We start from the raw sequence: 17,296 nt of genomic DNA on the forward strand, positions 1-17,296 counted from the left end.
AGTGCGCAGGGTCTGTCCTCATGCAACCGAAGGTGCCGCAATGAACGAGACGCTCCAATCCCCTCCCGCACAGCAGGCCGAGGTGTTGCTGGCCGGCCGGTGGCAACCCAGCCGCGCGGCGAGCGCCAGCTTCCGTGCCGCCGACCCGAGCACGGGCGAGGCGATCGGGCCGCAGTTTCCGGTCAGCGGTGCGGAGGATGTCGAAACCGCGGTTGCGGCAGCGCAAGCGGTTGCAGCGGAACTTGCGGCAGCACCGGTCGAACGGATCGCCGCATTCCTGGACGCCTATGCCGACGCGCTGGATGCCGATGCCGACACCCTGGTCGCGCTTGCCCATGCAGAAACCGCATTGCCGGCGCCTACGCGCTTGCGTGGCAACGAGCTGCCGCGCACCAGCGGGCAGTTGCGTCAGGCCGCCCAGGCGGTGCGCAGCTATAGCTGGACCCAGCCCATCATCGACACCGCTGCCGATCTGCGTTCGCATCTGGCGCCGCTCGGCAAGCCGGTGGTGGTGTTTGGCCCGAACAATTTCCCGTTCGCCTTCAATGCGATTGCCGGCAGCGATTTCGCCTCGGCCATTGCCGCGCGCAACCCGGTGATCGCCAAGGCGCATCCGCTGCATCCGGCCACCAGCCAGCGCATGGCGCAGCTTGCGCACACAGGCTTGCTTGCGGCGGGCCTGCCGGCTGCGGCGGTGCAGTTGCTGTATCACGTCGACAACGCCACCGGCCTGCGGCTGGCCGGCGATGCGCGGCTGGGGGCGATCGGCTTCACCGGCAGCCGTGCGGGCGGGCTGGCGCTGAAGGCCGCCGCCGATGCGGCCGGCGTGCCGTTCTATGCCGAGCTGTCCAGCGTCAACCCGGTGTTCCTGCTGCCGGGCGCACTGGCCGAACGCGGCGCGGCGCTGGCGCAGGAATTCTTCTCCTCGTGCACGCTGGGCAGCGGCCAGTTCTGCACCAATCCCGGGGTGGTGGTGGTGCCACAGGGCGAGGCCGGCGATGCGTTCGTGGCCGCGACCACGGCGCACTTCGAAGCCGCCATGCCGATGGTGCTGTTTTCCAGCGCAGGCGTGGAAGGCGTGCAACACGGTGTGGCAGCGCTGCGCGCTGCCGGCGCCGCGCTGCTTGCCGGCGGGCATACCGGCGAAGACGGCTATCGCCATGCGCCGACCTTGTTGAGCGTGGATGCGCAGGCGTTCCTCACCAGCCCGCATGCGTTGCAGACCGAGGCCTTCGGCCCGGTGAGCCTGCTGGTGCGTGCACGCGACGTGGCGCAGATGACGCAGATCGCCGCTGCATTCGAAGGCAACCTCACCGGCACCTTGTACCGCGCGGCCGATGGCAGCGACGATGCGGCCTGGCAGGCCATCGCCCCGGTGCTGCGGGCGCGGGTGGGGCGCTTGATCAACAGCAAGATGCCGACCGGCGTGGCGGTGAGCGCGGCGCAGAACCATGGCGGGCCGTTTCCCAGCACCGGGCACCCGGGCTTCACCGCGGTGGGCATGCCCGGTTCGATCCGCCGCTTCGCCGCCCTGCACAGCTACGACGCGGTGCCGGACGCCTTGCTGCCGGCCGACTTGCGCCAGCGCAATCCGGGTGGCGTGGCGCGCCTGGTCGATGGGCAATGGAGCACCGCCGACCTTGGAGCCGGCGCATGAGCAGCCAGATCGGCGGGCTGTCGCTGGAACAGGCGCGCGCGCAATTGACGCCGTGGACGCAGCGCGCCGCGCCGATCGCCGCGCAGGAATACACACAGCGTATCGAACGCGCACGCCGCCTGATGCGTGCGCACGGCGTGGATGCGCTGTTGATCGGCGCTGGCACGTCGCTGCGTTATTTCACCGGCGTGCCCTGGGGCGCGAGCGAGCGGCTGGTCGCGCTGCTGCTCACGCTGGACGGCGACCCGGTGCTGATCTGCCCCGCGTTCGAAGAAGGCTCGCTGGATGCGGTGCTGAAGATCGCGGTCGCCAAACATCTGTGGGAAGAACACGAGGACCCGTACGCACTGGTGGTGCAGGTGATGGACGACCGCCACGCGCATGCACTGGCGCTGGATCCGGGCATCGCCTTTGCCGTACACACCGGCCTGCGCGCGCACCTGGGCACGGCGATCCGCGATGCCGCGGCCATCATCGACGGCTGCCGCATGTGCAAGTCACCGGCCGAGCTGGCGCTGATGCAGCAGGCCTGCGACATGACCTTGCTGGTGCAGCGGCTGGCCGCCGGCATCGCGCAGGAGGGCATCGGCACCGACCAGTTGGTGCGCTTCATCGACGAAGCGCATCGCGCGCTGGGCGCGGACAACGGCTCGACCTTCTGCATCGTGCAGTTCGGCCATGCCACCGCATTCCCGCACGGCATTCCCGGCGTGCAGCACCTGCGTGCAGGCGAGCTGGTGCTGATCGACACCGGCTGCACCGTGCAGGGCTACCACTCCGATATCACCCGCACCTGGATCTACGGCACGCCCGACGACGCGCAACGGCGCATCTGGGACCTGGAGCAGGCGGCGCAGGCAGCGGCGTTTGCGGCGATCCGCCCCGGGCTCGCCTGCGAAGCGGTGGACCAGGCCGCGCGCAGCGTGCTGGAGGCCGCTGGGCTGGGCCCGGACTACCGCTTGCCAGGATTGCCGCACCGCACCGGCCATGGCTGCGGCCTGGCGATCCACGAGGCGCCGTATCTGGTGCGCGGCAATGCGCAGCCGCTGCAGCCGGGCATGTGCGCCAGCAACGAGCCGATGATCGTGGTGCCCGGTGCGTTCGGGGTGCGCCTGGAAGACCACTTTTACGTCACCGATACCGACGCGCAGTGGTTTACGCCGCCGTCGCCGGCGATCGACCAACCGTTCGCATGAGCCGTTACAGGCTCACGCACGCGTAGGAGCGCGCCCGGGCGCGACGGGCAGTCCCGTTAAAGCCGTCGCGCTCAGGCGCGCTCCTACAGCCGCCATTGCATCTTGGAGTAACTGCATGAACCACCTGCGTCCCGTCGCCATCGGCCTGCTGGCCGCCGCCTTGTTCACAGCCTGCAAGCCGGCGCCGCCGGCAGCGGAAACGGCGGCTGCAGCCACCGCTGCGCCAACCGGCGAGCAAGCCGCCAAGGCCTTCGATGCGCTGCTGGACAAGCAATGGCAGTACCAGTTGCGGCACAACCCGGAGTTCGCCAGCATCATCGGCGACAAGCGGTACAACGATCGTTGGAGCGACTATTCGCTTCAGGCCGTGCAGGCCGAGCGCACGGCCACCGCCGAGCTGCTCACGCAATTCGAAGCGATCGACAGCAAGACGCTGGACGAGCAGCGCCAGCTCAGCCTGCAGATGATGCTCGGCCAGTTGCGCGACAAGCTGGAAGGCATCGACCTGAAGACCTATGCGATGCCGCTGGAGCCGATCGGCGGCATCCAGCTGGGGCTGGCCGGTTACGGCGATGCGTTTCCGTTCGAGAACGCCAAGGATTATCAGGACTACATCAAGCGCCTGCAGACGATTCCGACGGTGATCGACCAGGTGATCGCGGTGTCGCGGCAGGGCGCCAAGGAGGGGCTGGTGCAGCCGCGTTATCTGCTGGAGCGCCTGCCCGAGCAGATCGACAAGATCGCCGCGCTGACCGGCGAGCAGAGCCCGTTCGCCTCGCCGCTGAAAAAACTCGACGCCGCGGTGCCGTCCGAGCAGCGCGCTGCGCTGCGCACGCAGTTGCTTGCGGCGATCGAGCAGCAGGTGCGCCCGGCCTACACCAAGCTGGCCGCGTTCGTGCGCGACGAGTACGCCGCGCAAGGGCGTGCGCAGGAAGGGGTATGGTTGCTGCCCGATGGCGAACGCCGCTATCGCTACGCCATCCATACCCAGACCACCACCGACATGGCGCCGGAGGAGATCCATCAGATCGGCCTGAAGGAAGTGGCGCGCATCGAAGGCGAGATGACGGTGATCGCCAAGGCGCAGGGCTTTGCCGACCTGGCCAGCTTCCGCAAGGCGGTGGACACCGACAAGCGCCACTTCGCCAGCTCCGGCGAGCAGATCCTGCAGCAGTACCGCGATTACATCGCCGCGATGGAACCCGAGTTGCCCAAGCTGTTCGGTCACCTGCCGAAAACGCCGCTGGAAGTGCAGGCGATGCCGGCATTCCGACGCAGCGCGCCCGGCGCCGAGTACTGGCAGAGCAATCCGGAAGGCACCAAGCCGGCCATCGTCAAGGTCAACACCAGCGACTTCGCCAGCCGCACGCTGGTCAATATCGAAACCACCGCCTATCACGAGGGCGTGCCGGGCCATCACCTGCAGATCTCGCTTGCGCAGACGTTGCCATTGCCGCCGTTCCGCCAGCAGGCCGGCTACAACGCCTATATCGAAGGCTGGGCGCTGTACGCCGAGCGCCTGGGCAAGGAGATCGGTTTCTTCAAGGACCCGTACAACGACTACGGCCGGCTGTCCGGCGAGCTGTTGCGCGCCAATCGCCTGGTGCTCGACACCGGCGTGCATTACAAGCGCTGGAACCGCCAGCAGATGGTGGATTTCTTCCACGCGCATCCGTCCGATGACGAGCCCAGCATCCAGTCCGAAACCGATCGCTACATCGTCTGGCCGGGCCAGGCCTTGGGCTACAAGTTGGGGCAGCTGCAGATTCTTGCGCTGCGTGCGGAGGCGGAAAAAGAGCTCGGCGATCGCTTCGATGTGCGCGCCTTCCACGATGCGGTGCTCGGCGGCGGCGCAATGCCGCTGGCGATGCTGCAGCAGCGCGTGCGCCAGTGGATTGCACAGGCCAAGGCGGCGCCGGAGGCACGCGGATGAAGACCAGCAGTGTCTGGCGCGCGAGCGCATTGAGCGTGCTGATTGTTGCCAGCCTGGGCGGCACGGTGTCGCAAGCACAGGCCGCAGCACCTGCACCCGCAGCAAGCACGCAAGACAGTGCGGCGGAACGCTTCAAGGCGCTGTACACGCGCGAATGGCGCTGGCGGCAGGCGCAGCTGTCTGGCGCGGTGGATGAAGACAACCAGGCCACGCAGGACAGGCAGTCCGACCATCTGCCCAAGGTCGATGTGGCCACGCAAAACCTGCGCACCGCGTACTGGCAACAGACGTTGAAGGAGCTGGATGCGATTCCGGCAGCGCAGTTGCCGGCCGAAGATCAGGTGAGCTACCAGGTGTACCGGCAGCAGCTGCTGGTGCTGCTGGATCAGCAGCATTTTCGCGCCTGGGAAATGCCGTTCAACAGCGACTCGGCGTTCTGGAGCGACCTGGGCTTCAGTGCCGAAGCCAAGCTGCGCACGCGCGAGGACTACCAGCGCTATCTGAAGATGCTGGCCGATATCCCGCGCTATTTCGCCGAGCACACCGACAATATGCGTGCGGGCCTGGCGCGCGGTTTCAGCCAGCCCCGGGTGACCCTGACCGGGCGCGACCAGTCCATCGCCGACGTGGTGCAGGCCAAGGGCGAGGCCAATCCGTTCTACGCACCGTTCAAGCAGATGCCGGCCACGCTGCCTGCCGATGTGCAGGCGCAATTGCGCCAGCAGGCAGTGCAGACCATCGATACGCAGGTGCTGCCGGCCTACGCGAAGCTGCTGGACTTCATCCGCAACGAGTACCAACCGCGCGCGCGCACCACGCTGGCCGGCGAAGCCTTGCCGGACGGGCAGGCGTATTACCGCGCGCAGATCCGCGAATTCACCACGCTGGAGTTGAGCCCGGAGCAGATCCACCAGATCGGTCTGCAGGAAGTGGCCAAGCTGCGCACGCAGATGGATCAGACCATCGCCGCCAGCGGCTTCAAGGCACCGGCCGGGCAGGCAGTGTTTCCGGCCTTCCTGCAGTTCCTGCGCAGCGACCCGCAGTTCTATGCCAAGACGCCGGAACAGTTGCTCAAGCAGGCCGCCTGGATCGCCAAGCGCGTGGACGCCAAGGTGGGCGATTACATCGGCCGGCTGCCGCGCCGACGCTTCGCGATCGAACCGGTGCCGCCGGAGCTGGCGCCGTTCTACACCGGCGGGCGCGGTGGCCCGGGCATCTATCTGGTCAACACCTACAACCTGCCGTCGCGGCCGCTGTACAACCTCACCGCACTGACGTTGCACGAGTCCTCGCCTGGCCACGCGCTGCAAATGCCGCTGGCGGCAGAGGCACAGGGGCTGCCGGAGTTTCGCCGCTACGCCTACATTTCTGCCTATGGCGAAGGCTGGGCCCTGTATTCGGAGTACCTGGGCCAGGAAATGGGCATGTACGACACGCCCTATGACCGCTTCGGCTATCTCACCTACCAGATGTGGCGCGCCTGCCGCCTGGTGATCGACACCGGCATCCACCACAAGGGCTGGACGCGTGCGCAGGCGCAGGCCTACCTGCGCGACAACACCGCCTTGAGCGAGCACGAAGTCACCACCGAGGTGGACCGCTACATCGCCTGGCCGGGGCAGGCGTTGTCGTATTACCTGGGCGAGCTGAAGATCCTGGAGCTGCGGCGCAAGGCCGAAGCCGCCCTGGGCGAAAAATTCGACCTGCGCCATTTCCACGATGCGGTGCTGCAGACCGGCTCGGTGCCATTGCCGGTGCTGGAGGCGCGCATCGACCGCTTCATCGCCGACGGTGGTGTCTCGCCGTATGCCGCCGAAGATGCTGCCGGGTCGGCGGCAGCAGCGGCCAAGGCCGCTGCCAGCGACTGATCCGGGACATCACCCGCCGACGTTCTTCGCTACACCAACCGCGTATCCACGCTTCGGGGCGACCAATGACCACACACGGTGCGACCACGCAAGGCAAGTTCCACAAGCGACTCAGCCTGACCGACCTGACCTTTATCGGGCTGGGTTCGATCTTCGGCTCGGGCTGGTTGTTCTCGGCCAGCCATGTCTCTTCCATTGCCGGGCCGGCCGGCATCCTGTCGTGGATCCTTGGCGGCATCGCGGTGTTGCTGCTCGGCTTGGTGTATTGCGAACTCGGTGCCGCGCTGCCGCGCGCCGGTGGCGTGGTGCGCTACCCGGAGTATTCGCATGGCGCCTTGCTCGGCTCGTTGACCGGCTTCATCACCCTGATCGCGTTTTCCAGCCTGATCGCGATCGAGGTGGAGGCAGCGCGGCAGTACGCGGCGGCGTGGTTTCCGCTGCTCAACCAACCCGGCGGCAGCCATCCCAGCGTGTGGGGCTGGTTGGTGCAACTGGCCTTGCTGGTGCTGTTCTTCCTGCTCAACTATTTCAGCGTCAAGACCTTTGCGTTGGCCAACAACATCGTCAGCATCTTCAAGTTCCTGGTGCCGATCCTGGTGATCGTGCTGCTGATGAAGCACTTCAATCCGGGCAACCTGAGCGTGCACGGGTTTGCGCCCTCGGGCATGGCCGGGGTGGAAGCGGCGATTTCTGCCGGCGGCATCATCTTTGCCTACCTGGGCCTGACCCCGATCGTGTCGGTGGCCAGCGAGGTGCGCGACCCGCAGCGCAATATTCCGATCGCCCTGATCCTGTCGGTGGCCTTGTCCACGGTGATCTACGTGCTGCTGCAGCTGGCATTCCTTGGCAGCATTCCGGCCGCGCAACTGGCACCGGGCTGGAGCGGCATCGACAAGGTGTTTGCGCTGCCGTATCACGACATCGCGCTGGCGTTGGGGATGGCGTGGCTGGCTGCGCTGGTGATCTGCGATGCGATGGTCTCGCCCAGCGGCACCGGCAACATCTACATGAATGCCACCCCGCGCGTGGTGTACGGCTGGGCGCGCAGCGGCGGGTTCTTGCCGGTGCTGACGCGGGTGGATCCGCAATCGGGCATTCCGCGTCCGGCATTGTGGTTGAGCCTGGGCTTGTCGATCTTCTGGACGCTGCCGTTCCCCTCGTGGGAGACCCTGATCGGCGTGGTGTCGGCGGCCCTGGTGCTGAGCTACGCGGTGGCGCCGGTGACGGTGGCGGCGTTGCGCCGCAGTGCGCCGGACTTGCCGCGGCCGTTTCGCGTCCGTGGCCTTGCCGTGCTGGGGCCGCTGTCGTTCATCGTCGCCGCCTTGATCGTCTACTGGTCGACCTGGCCCACCTTGTCGTGGTTGCTGGGCCTGCAGGTGGTCGCGTTCGTGCTGTATGTGCTGTATCGCCTGCCATCGCGCCAGGGCAGGGCACGCCTGCTGCGCCAGGTGCGCGCATCGCTGTGGTTGATCGTGTTCTTCGTGCTGGTGATGGCAGTGTCCTGGGCCGGCACGTTCGGCGGTCACGGCTGGATCGCGCATCCGTTCGACACCTTGAGCGTGGCGGTAATTGCATTCTTCATCTATCACTGGGGCGCGCGTAGCGGCTTGCGCAGCGATGAGCTGGCGTTGGAGGAGGACGATGGCGAGTGAGCTGCGCCGCAGCGCGGGTGCATCGCGCTGGTTGCGTGGCTGCTTGAACGGGGTGGCTGCGTGCATCGTGTTGCTGTCGACGGCGGCACAGGCCGCGCCCAGTGTGGCCGACTACCATCGCGCGCTGGGCTTGCGCGCGCACTGGAGCACGCTGACCGAGAACGTGGCCTGGCCGGCGCAATGGCAGGACAACGGCACGTTCTATTACCGCAAGACGGTGCCGGGCGGATTCGCCTTCGTCCGTATGGATGTCGCCACGCTGCAGAAAACGCCGGCGTTCGATCAGCTGCGCGTGGCGCAGGCATTGAGTGCAGCGACCGGCACACCCTACACCGCGTTGCAGTTGCCGTTCGAGCGCTTTGCCTATGCGCCGGACGGCGAGCGCAGCGACGGGGCGATTCGCTTCGCGCTTGGCGAAGCGCCCTGGCGTTGCAGCCTGACGGACGACCGCTGCGCCCGCGATGACGCCGCCACGCAGCAGCGTCCACGCGGCTTCGGTGTGGTGCGCGACCCTGCGGTGCCAGCCGACACCACGCCGCGCCGTTCGCCGGATGGCCGCTGGGAAGCGCTCGCCGATGGCTGGAACCTGCTGCTGCGTCGCGTTGCCGATGGCCAGCTGACCCGGCTCAGCGACGATGGCCGCGCAGACGATTATTTCGATCCGGAAAGCATCGCCTGGTCGCCGGACTCGCAGCGGCTGGCGGTGTATCGCGTGCGCCCCGGGTTGGCCCGCCGCGTCACCCGCGTGGAAGCAGCGCCCGCAGGCGGCGGCCAGCCGCGCGTGCATACCCAGTTATATCCCAAGCCCGGCGATGCGGTGGATGTGGAGCGGCCGGTGCTGTTCGCCGTGGACGGCACACGCCGCGAGGTGGACACCGCCCTGTTCGCCAATCCGTATGCGTTGTCGCCGCTGCAGTGGCGTAGCGATGGCCACAGCGTGAGCTTCGACTACGTGCAACGCGGCTTTCAGCGCATGCGGGTGATCGCGGTGGATGCGCAGAGCGGTCGCGCGCACGTGGCGGTCGGCGAGGATGCGCGCACCTTCGTCTACGCCGACCGCAGTTTCCGCCATGACGTGGATGGGCGCGGCGATGATTTGCTGTGGATTTCCGAGCGCGACGGCTGGCGGCACCTGTACCTGGTCGATGGCCGCAGCGGCAGGTTCAAGCGACAGCTCACGCGCGGGCCGTGGATCGTGCGCGATGTGCTGCGCGTGGACGACGCGCAGCGGCGCATCTGGTTCACCGCCAGCGGCATGGATGCGGGCAAGGACCCGTACTACCGGCAGCTGTACAGCGTGGATTTCGACGGCCGCCGGTTGACCCGGCTAACCCACAGCGATGCCGATCATGACGTGGCGATCGCAGACGACGGCCGGCATTACGTCGATGTCTACTCGCGCCCGGATCTGCCGCCGGTGATGGAGCTGCACAGTATCGATGGCCGGCTGCTGCAGCAGGTGGAGCAGGGCAAGATCGACAGGTTGCTGGCCGCCGGCTGGCGCGCGCCGGAGACCTTCGTGGCCAAGGGCCGCGATGGCCGCACCGACATCTGGGGCATGGTGGTGCGCCCACGCGATTACGACCCGCACAAGAAGTATCCGGTGATCGAGAACATCTACGCCGGCCCGCACGACTCCTTCGTGCCGAAGACGTTCTGGCCGTTTGGCTATCACTCCGGTGGCGACAAGCAGATCGGCATGCAGGCGCAGGCGGACCTGGGCTTTATCGTGGTGATGATCGACGGCATGGGTACCGCCAACCGCTCCAAGGCCTTCCATGATGTGGCGTGGAAGAACCTGGGCGATTCCGGCTTTGCCGATCGCATCGCCTGGCACCGTGCGTTGGCGGCCAGGGACCCTTCCTACGACATCGGTCGGGTCGGCATCTATGGCGCCTCGGCCGGCGGGCAGAGCACGCTGGGCGCGCTCGAACGCCATCCGGACTTCTACAAGGTGGGCGTGGCGTTCGCCGGTTGCTACGACAACCGCATGGACAAGATCAGCTGGAACGAGCAGTGGATGGGCTGGCCGGTGGATGCCGGTTATGCGCAGGCCTCGGGCGTGGTCAATGCGGCCAAGTTGCAGGGCGACCTGCTGCTGATCGTCGGCGAGCAGGACAGCAATGTAGACCCGGCCTCCACCGCGCAGGTGGTCGATGCGCTGATCAAGGCCGGCAAGGACTTCGAGCTGCTCAACGTGCCTGGTGGCGAGCATTCGGTAGGCCGCTCCAGCGGGCCGATCGACTATGTGCAGCGTCGCCAGTACGACTTCTTCGTGCGCCATCTGCGCGACGAACCCACGCCGCATTGGAATTCACTACCGTCGGAGGCGCGATGATGCGTTTGCTTGCCCTGAAGATGCCGCGGCCGCGCGGCCGCATCGCAGCCCTGCTGTGGTCGCTGGCGATGTTGGCCGGTTGCGTGCCATCGCTGGCCAGCGCGGAAGAACTGCCGCGCTTCGTTACCCAGAATGGCCGCCATGCGCTGTTCGTCGATGGCGCGCCATACACCGTGCTGGCCGCGCAGCTGCACAATTCCAGCGCCTGGCCGGCGGTGCTGCCCAAGGCGCTGGACGAGGTGGTCGCGCTGCACGCCAACACGGTGGAAGCGCCGGTGTACTGGGAGCAGTTCGAGCCGGCGCCCGGGCGCTTCGATAGCACCAACGTGGATGCCTTGATTGCCGGCGCGCGCAAGCGTGGCCTGCGCGTGGCCCTGCTGTGGTTCGGCAGCTGGAAGAACGGCCAGATGCATTACGTGCCAGAGTGGATCAAGCGCGACGACGCCACCTACCCGCGCATGCGCGATGCCAATGGCGAACCGGTGGATGTGCTGTCGCCGCATGTGGCCGCCAACGTGCAGGCCGATGTGCGTGCGTTCACCGCATTGATGCAGCACCTGCGCAAGGTCGATGGCGACCGCCACACGGTGATCCTGGTACAGGTGGAAAACGAGCCCGGCGCGATCGGCACGGTGCGCGACCATGGCCCGGCCGGCGAGGCGGCGTTCGCGCAACCGGTGCCCGCTGCGATCGCGCAAAAACTGGGCAAGCCGCAAGGCAGCTGGCAGCAGCTATTCGGTGCCGAAGCCGCCGAAGCCTTCAATGCGCATGCGACGGCGGCGTACATCGAACAGGTGGCCGCAGCCGGCAAGCACGTTTATCCGCTGCCGCTCTACGTCAACACCTGGCTGCGCTACAAGGGCAAGCGTTACCCGGGCATGGATTATCCGTCCGGCGGTGCGACAGTGAATGTGTTCGCGCTGTGGCGCGCGGCCACGCCGTCGATCGATTTCATCGGCACCGATATCTACACCAGCGACTACAACGAGTACACCAAGGTCATCGGCCAGTACGCACGGCCGGACAACCCGGCCTGGGTCTCGGAGACCGGCTTCGAGGCGGCCACCGCGCCGTATCTGTTCCATGTGCTGGGGCAGGGCGGGATCGGCTTTTCGGTGTTCGGCATGGATGGCAACCAGGACAGCCAGGCCAACCGCGACGCGATCGCTGCACACGCCGCCAACTTCAAGCTGCTGGCCCCGCTGCAGCGCGTGATCGCCCAGGCCGCCTTCGACGGCCGGCTGCAGGCGGTGGCCGAACAGCCCGGCGCGCCGCAACGCACGCTGCGCTTCGGCGATTGGCAGGCCAAGGTGTCGTTCGGTGCGCCGATGTGGGGCGATGCGCCGGCGATCCTGCCCGGCAACGACGACCACGCCGGCCGGCTGCTGGTGGCGCAGTTGGGGCCGGAGGAGTTCCTGGTCACCGGCATGGCCGCGCGGATTGAATTTTTCCGCGAGGCGGCCGATACCCGTCATGGACAACTGTTGCGGGTGGAGCAGGGGCGGTACGTGGACGGGCGCTGGCAGGTCGAAAGACAACTCAACGGCGACCAGACCGACTACGGCCTCAACTTCGGTCGTGTGGATGCGGCGGGTGAAGTGCCGGTGGTGTTGCGTGTGCGGGTAGGCACCTATTGAGCCTGCGTGAGGCGGCTGGGCAGCCGTGAGGTGGGCGTGATCGGAATCGGTGGGTGGGACACGTCATTGCGGTTCCTGTCAGCTGATTCCACCTCGTGAGACACGCTCGCCACGCGCCTCGGTGGGCGTAGGAAAGACAGCAGTGCGGCGCGACTGCCGGCAACGATTGTGTTGATTGGTTGGCAAACAAACGTCATTGGTTATTTCTCAGTTTCTGCACCGGAGCCATCATGAGCATCAGCAGTATCGCCAGTTCCGGAATGCAGGTCGCCGCACTGCGCCAGCAGGTGGCCGCCAGCAATGTCGCGCGTCAGCCGGTGGACGGCAGTCCGCGTCAGGCCGTTGCAGCCAGCACGCAGCTCAATGGTGGAGTGGCAGCCAGCGTGGTCGACGCCAACGCCGATCCATCGGCACCGGCCACCGATCTGGTCGAAGGCCTCTCGGCACGCAACGATTTTCAGGCCAACGCCACTGCGCTACGGCGCTCCGACGAGATGCTGGGCAGCTTGCTGGATGTGCTGAGCTGAGAGCCTGGATTGACGAAGGCCGGTTGTCGATCTAGTGCATTAGGTGCGCGGCCTTCGCCTTGATGCCGCATCTGGCTGCACCTGAAACCGGATTTGCGTTCTGCATTTCGTGGAGTCAGCGAATTGATGGCTTCTGCTTATGCCGGTATCGATAGACGACTCGATAGTGCGCTTGTCTTGGCTGCGGGCTTTTAGGGCAGTGCGGATAGAGCGCAAGCGTGGAGCAGCTGGTCTGATAGCTGGCCGCAGGGCCGTTGCCCGCCCACCATCGCAGGACACGCCGCAAGTACGTCCGTGTAGGCTCTTACGCGGCATCCATGCCGCGTAAGGTCCCGCGACGGTGGGCAGCCAACGGCCAGTCGAGAGTGTCGGTTTGCAGTGTGCAAGCAATGCATGACGCGCTTCTGATTCGCTAACGTTCATGTGGTTGCGGCCCAAATCAGCAAGCCGATGGAATCCGCGAGATGGGTCGCTTTTCACAACGCTAGCGTAGCCCCGGGTGCGATGTCCTTGCCGATTGCGGGACCGTGCGGCGGCATCAATGCAGCCACCGAGCCCCCACGGGCGGGTTCACAGCGTGTCCGGCGAGCGGCGAGGGCACCGCGCCTTCGACTGACTCGCGTTTGGCCTGGAGCGTCATGCTGACGGCGTTGTACTCACGGCCCGTCACTGCCCAGCACCTGCGCCGCATCCACGATATCCACGCCCTGCAGCTGCCCCAACCAGTTGTCGAACCAGGGCTTGTGCATGGCACCGACCACTGCCAGCACCTTCGCACCGGGTTGTTCGGCAAAGCTGGCACGTACATTGGACACCATGCGCAGGTTGCGGATCTCCCAGCCGGACACGTAGCGATAGCCGTAGCGCTGCGGCGAACCCTCGCTCAGTGCGGCGCGAAAATCCACCGCGATGGCCAGCTGCTGGCTGGCCGGCAGGTTGATCGCGCGATAGAGCTCCAGCAACCTGCCTTGACTTGCCAGCTGGTCCTCGCGCTCACGCATGACGCGCGCCCGCGGTGCGGCCTTGTCCCAGGCGGCCTGGATCGCCTTGCCGTACGCCGCCGGGTCGCCCAGGTCAACGTTGTCGCCGGTGTGATCGTCGGCCGGATGGACGCGCTGCAGGCCAAGGCGTGCCGCCAACCGTGCGGCGATCTGGTAACTCTCGTTGGGGCGCTGTTCCATGCTGCGCAGTCGCGCGACCAGTGCCGCATCCAGGCCATCGCCGCTGCGCTGTTCGGCTGGCGCAAGCTGCAGCCACTGCACCAGCGCAGATGGTGGCTCGCCCGAGGCCAGAAACAGCGCAGCCAGGTGCCGACGCTGTGCCGGTGTGGGCGCACTGGGCAAGCTGCGGAGTGCTGCACGGACCTGGCCGAGAGCGGTGGGAACGTCCAGCCCGGTGGCACGCGCCGCCTCGCTGGTGTCGGGGCAATAGGTCGTGGTGTCCTCGGGCAGATACACCGCCGGATGGCGCCGCATCAGGTCGCAGGTTTCGCCCGCCAGGTCCTCTGTGGTGATGATGGTGGGCGCGTACGCGGCCAGCCGGTCCATCAATGGTTGCAGGCGTGCTGCACCGATATCGCTGCCCTTGGGCAACTGCGACAGATGCACGCTGCCAAGCACCAGCACCTGGGTGCGTGGGGCGGCCATCTCGGCATCCACCTGCGATAGATCCACCTGCGCCTGCGCGATGCAGGGCACGATCAAGGCCAGCAACAGCCAGCGATGCGCCGGACGTTTCAGCCGCCTGGCAGACGCGCTGCCGGCATCGAAAAACCACGCTGCGGCGCGGGCACTGTGCGCAATGCGCGATGGGGATGGCTGCATGACGGTCCTTGTGGGTGGGCTTGGGTTGCGTTGCGGTCTGGCGACGGTGCCGCCTGCGTCTGTGCAGCCAGTGTGGCCGCCACCGCAGATACCGGCGTGGCCAGAAAGTCACGTGGCTAAATGGCAGGGGGGCGGCAACTGGGCGCTGCGCCGTTGCTGCGATGGCAGCGCAGCAACAGCTGCTTGTGTGCGGATTTCCGCATACGTGCCAGACAGCTGCCACAAGACGCAAGCCGCGCTGTCGCGCAGGATGTGGATGAGATCAACCGAGGGCGCGACGATGGACCGCAGAAGCTTTTTGCGTCAGGGCATGGCGGCAACCGCGGCGGTAGGCGCAGGTGCCGCGCTCGCGCTGCCGGGCACGTCGCACACCCCGGCGCCGTTGCCGCCACCGGCGCTGCCGCGTCTTGAGGCGCTGCCGTCGGCCGCGCATGTGGGCAGCAAGCTGTGCAGTTTTGAACACCTGCAGCAGCAGTGGACCGTCTACGAGCACCTCGACAACCCGCAGGGCCAGCTGACGCTGTGGACCGACAGTGGCATGCTGCGCCTGGACAAACGCACCGAGCCGGCCTATCCCGCCGAGGGCAAGCCGTACTTCGGGATGTCGCTGGCCGAGGTGGCGATGGCCGAGGCGGATCTGCTCGCCGACCGCCTGCTGCGCGATGGCGACCCGGACGAGGCGCAGGTGCGCGATGTCGCGCCGCCGCCGGCCTCGCTGCTCGACCCCAAGGACAATGGTGGCCGCTGGCCGTGGACCACCTTCGTCGGCACGCGCGAAAGCCTGGATACCATGCCGATCCTGCCCAACGGCCGCAGCCGCACCTCGCGGCCGGAACACGCCTTCGCCGAGTTGGGCGAAGAGGCGTTGATCAAACGGCGCGAGGAAGGCCTGCTGGGTGGCTGGATGCCGGCGGTACGCAAGGTGATGCGGCGCGAAGGCGGGGCCGATAGCTGGTACGACGTGCTGGTGTTCGCCGATGTGCGTGCCAGCGATCGCTTCGTGGTGCAGACCTGGCATCGCACGATGCAGGTGCGCGGCGGCGAGATCGTCGGCGTGCACTACACCCACAGCTATCCCGCGTTTGCACCGTCGCGCAAGCCGGCCACCGCCGAGCAGTTCTACGCGGGGTTGATCGATTTCGCCGCGTATTGGCAGCAGGCCCTGGACGGCACGGTGCAGGCGCAGCTGCCCGATGCCAGCTGGAACGACATGGCGCAGTTCGCCTTCGCACGCGAGCTGGTGGTGCGCCCCGGTGGCGATTATCCGAAGTACGGCGCGGTGGAGCGCGACTACTACGGCAACGAGTACGACGGTTTCCAGGACACTTTCACCAGCTCGTTCTACGCCAATCTGGAATGGGGTCGCTTTGCGCAGGCCGCTGCGGTACTGGACAACTACTTCGACGACTTCGTGCAGGACGATGGCCTGCCGAACATGCGCGGGCCGGAGGTCGGGCAGTTCGGGCTGACCCTGTCGCTGCTGGCGCGCTATCTGCGCTATACCGGCGATGCGGCGCGGCTGCGCCGCCTGCTGCCCAAGATCGCCGCCACCGCGCAGCTGCTGTGCGAGCTGCACGACCAGGCGCTGGCATTGCCGCGCAGCACGCATGGCCATGGCCTGCTGCACGGCTGGAACGAATCCGATGCCTGCCTGTTTCCGGATCCGTCGCTGTGGTGGAAACCGTATTACGCCAATAGCGCGCTGACGATACGCGGCTGGGAAGACATCGCCCAGGTCTGGAGCACGCTCGGCGGCGATGCCGGTCTGGCCACGCAATGGCAGCATCGCGCCAGGCAGTTGCGCGCGAGGCTGGAGGCCAGCCTGCGTGCCAACGTGCGCCGCGATCTGTCGCCGCCGTATATCGGCCCGTTGCCGGGCACAAAACTCACGTTTCGCCAATCGCTGCTGCAGGAAAAGCCCAGCGAGCAGCAATGGCCGCACCGCGCGTATGCGGAATTGCTGCAGGCCGATGTGCTGCCCGACGACCTGGCCAACCTGGTGATCGATTGCCTGCGCGGCCATGGCGGTACCAGCATCGGCGTGGTGGCCAACATCGCACCACCGGAGCCGGGCAGCCGCGATTTGCTCGGTTTCATTTCCTACGGCTATGCGCAACAGCTGCTGCGGTTGGATCGCATCGAAGAGTATCTGTTGTTCGTCTATGCGCACCGCTACCAGGTGCATACCCGCGGCAGCTGGACCGCCGGCGAGGTCAGCGGCATCACCGGTGGCATGCCGCTGTTCTGCATCCCCGCGCAGATGACCATCCCGTTGCTGCTGCGCTGGATGCTGGTCAGCGACGACAGCGCAGGCGAGCAGTTGTTCCTTGCGCGTGCGCTGCCGCGCGCATGGCTGGGTAGTGGCGCTGCGATCGGCATCACCGCAGCGCCCACACGCTGGGGCAAGCTCACGCTGACCTTGCGCACCGACGTGGCGGCACGCCGCATCGATGCCGAGGTGCAACTGCCGGAACGGCCCCCCAGGCACACCTGGCTGAGCTTGCGCGTGCCCAAGGGTAAGAAGCTCACCCGCGTGCTCGTCGACGGCAAGTCGGCGCGTGCGCAGGGCCCGCATGCCGATCGCGTGGCATTGCCCGGCAGCACAGCGGCGGTGAAGGTGCAGGCCTGGTACGGGTGATGGCCCATTGGCGCGATGACCGTGCCG

Annotated in this window: 10 protein-coding genes; 9 read left to right on the forward strand and 1 reads right to left on the reverse strand. The window is 66.9% G+C overall.

The genetic code is table 11. From position 1 onward, the window contains the following. Positions 1-40 precede the first annotated feature (40 nt). From AC1KVE_RS03370 to AC1KVE_RS03405, 8 genes are all read left to right on the forward strand, one after another. Positions 41-1,657 carry an aldehyde dehydrogenase family protein gene (locus tag AC1KVE_RS03370; RefSeq protein ID WP_481091915.1) on the forward strand — a complete coding sequence of 539 codons (1,617 nt, stop codon included), beginning with the start codon at positions 41-43 and terminating at the stop codon, positions 1,655-1,657. Next, positions 1,654-2,853, forward strand: coding sequence for a M24 family metallopeptidase (locus AC1KVE_RS03375; RefSeq protein ID WP_481091914.1), 1,200 nt, complete (start codon positions 1,654-1,656; stop codon positions 2,851-2,853). Before AC1KVE_RS03370 ends, AC1KVE_RS03375 begins: the two co-directional genes overlap by 4 nt. Positions 2,854-2,968: 115 nt before the next feature. Continuing rightward, a complete protein-coding gene (locus AC1KVE_RS03380) occupies positions 2,969-4,786 on the forward strand; it encodes a DUF885 domain-containing protein (protein WP_481091913.1) in 1,818 nt (605 codons plus the stop codon). Beyond that, positions 4,783-6,654 (forward strand): DUF885 domain-containing protein, encoded by a 1,872-nt coding sequence (locus AC1KVE_RS03385; RefSeq protein WP_481091912.1) that lies wholly within the window; start codon positions 4,783-4,785, stop codon positions 6,652-6,654. Before AC1KVE_RS03380 ends, AC1KVE_RS03385 begins: the two co-directional genes overlap by 4 nt. A 65-nt stretch (positions 6,655-6,719) precedes the next feature. Next, positions 6,720-8,306 carry an APC family permease gene (locus AC1KVE_RS03390; protein WP_047128891.1) on the forward strand — a complete coding sequence of 529 codons (1,587 nt, stop codon included), beginning with the start codon at positions 6,720-6,722 and terminating at the stop codon, positions 8,304-8,306. Continuing rightward, positions 8,296-10,644, forward strand: coding sequence for a S9 family peptidase (locus AC1KVE_RS03395; protein WP_481091911.1), 2,349 nt, complete (start codon positions 8,296-8,298; stop codon positions 10,642-10,644). The genes AC1KVE_RS03390 and AC1KVE_RS03395 overlap by 11 nt, the downstream gene beginning before the upstream one ends. After that, positions 10,641-12,281 (forward strand): DUF5597 domain-containing protein, encoded by a 1,641-nt coding sequence (locus tag AC1KVE_RS03400; RefSeq protein ID WP_481091910.1) that lies wholly within the window; start codon positions 10,641-10,643, stop codon positions 12,279-12,281. The genes AC1KVE_RS03395 and AC1KVE_RS03400 overlap by 4 nt, the downstream gene beginning before the upstream one ends. Positions 12,282-12,511: 230 nt before the next feature. Continuing rightward, positions 12,512-12,808 carry a flagellar basal body rod protein FlgC gene (locus AC1KVE_RS03405; RefSeq protein ID WP_024940013.1) on the forward strand — a complete coding sequence of 99 codons (297 nt, stop codon included), beginning with the start codon at positions 12,512-12,514 and terminating at the stop codon, positions 12,806-12,808. Between the two features lie 656 nt (positions 12,809-13,464). Here AC1KVE_RS03405 and AC1KVE_RS03410 read toward each other — a convergent pair. Then, complete coding sequence (locus tag AC1KVE_RS03410) at positions 13,465-14,631, reverse strand: DUF5694 domain-containing protein (protein ID WP_481091909.1); 1,167 nt, start codon at positions 14,629-14,631, stop codon at positions 13,465-13,467. A 280-nt stretch (positions 14,632-14,911) separates the two neighbouring features. Between AC1KVE_RS03410 and AC1KVE_RS03415 the strand changes: the two genes are divergently transcribed. Beyond that, positions 14,912-17,269, forward strand: a complete 2,358-nt coding sequence (locus AC1KVE_RS03415; protein ID WP_481091908.1) for a glucosidase family protein — start codon at positions 14,912-14,914, stop codon at positions 17,267-17,269. Positions 17,270-17,296 lie beyond the last annotated feature (27 nt).

The organism is Xanthomonas sp. NCPPB 2864 (assembly GCF_056675615.1).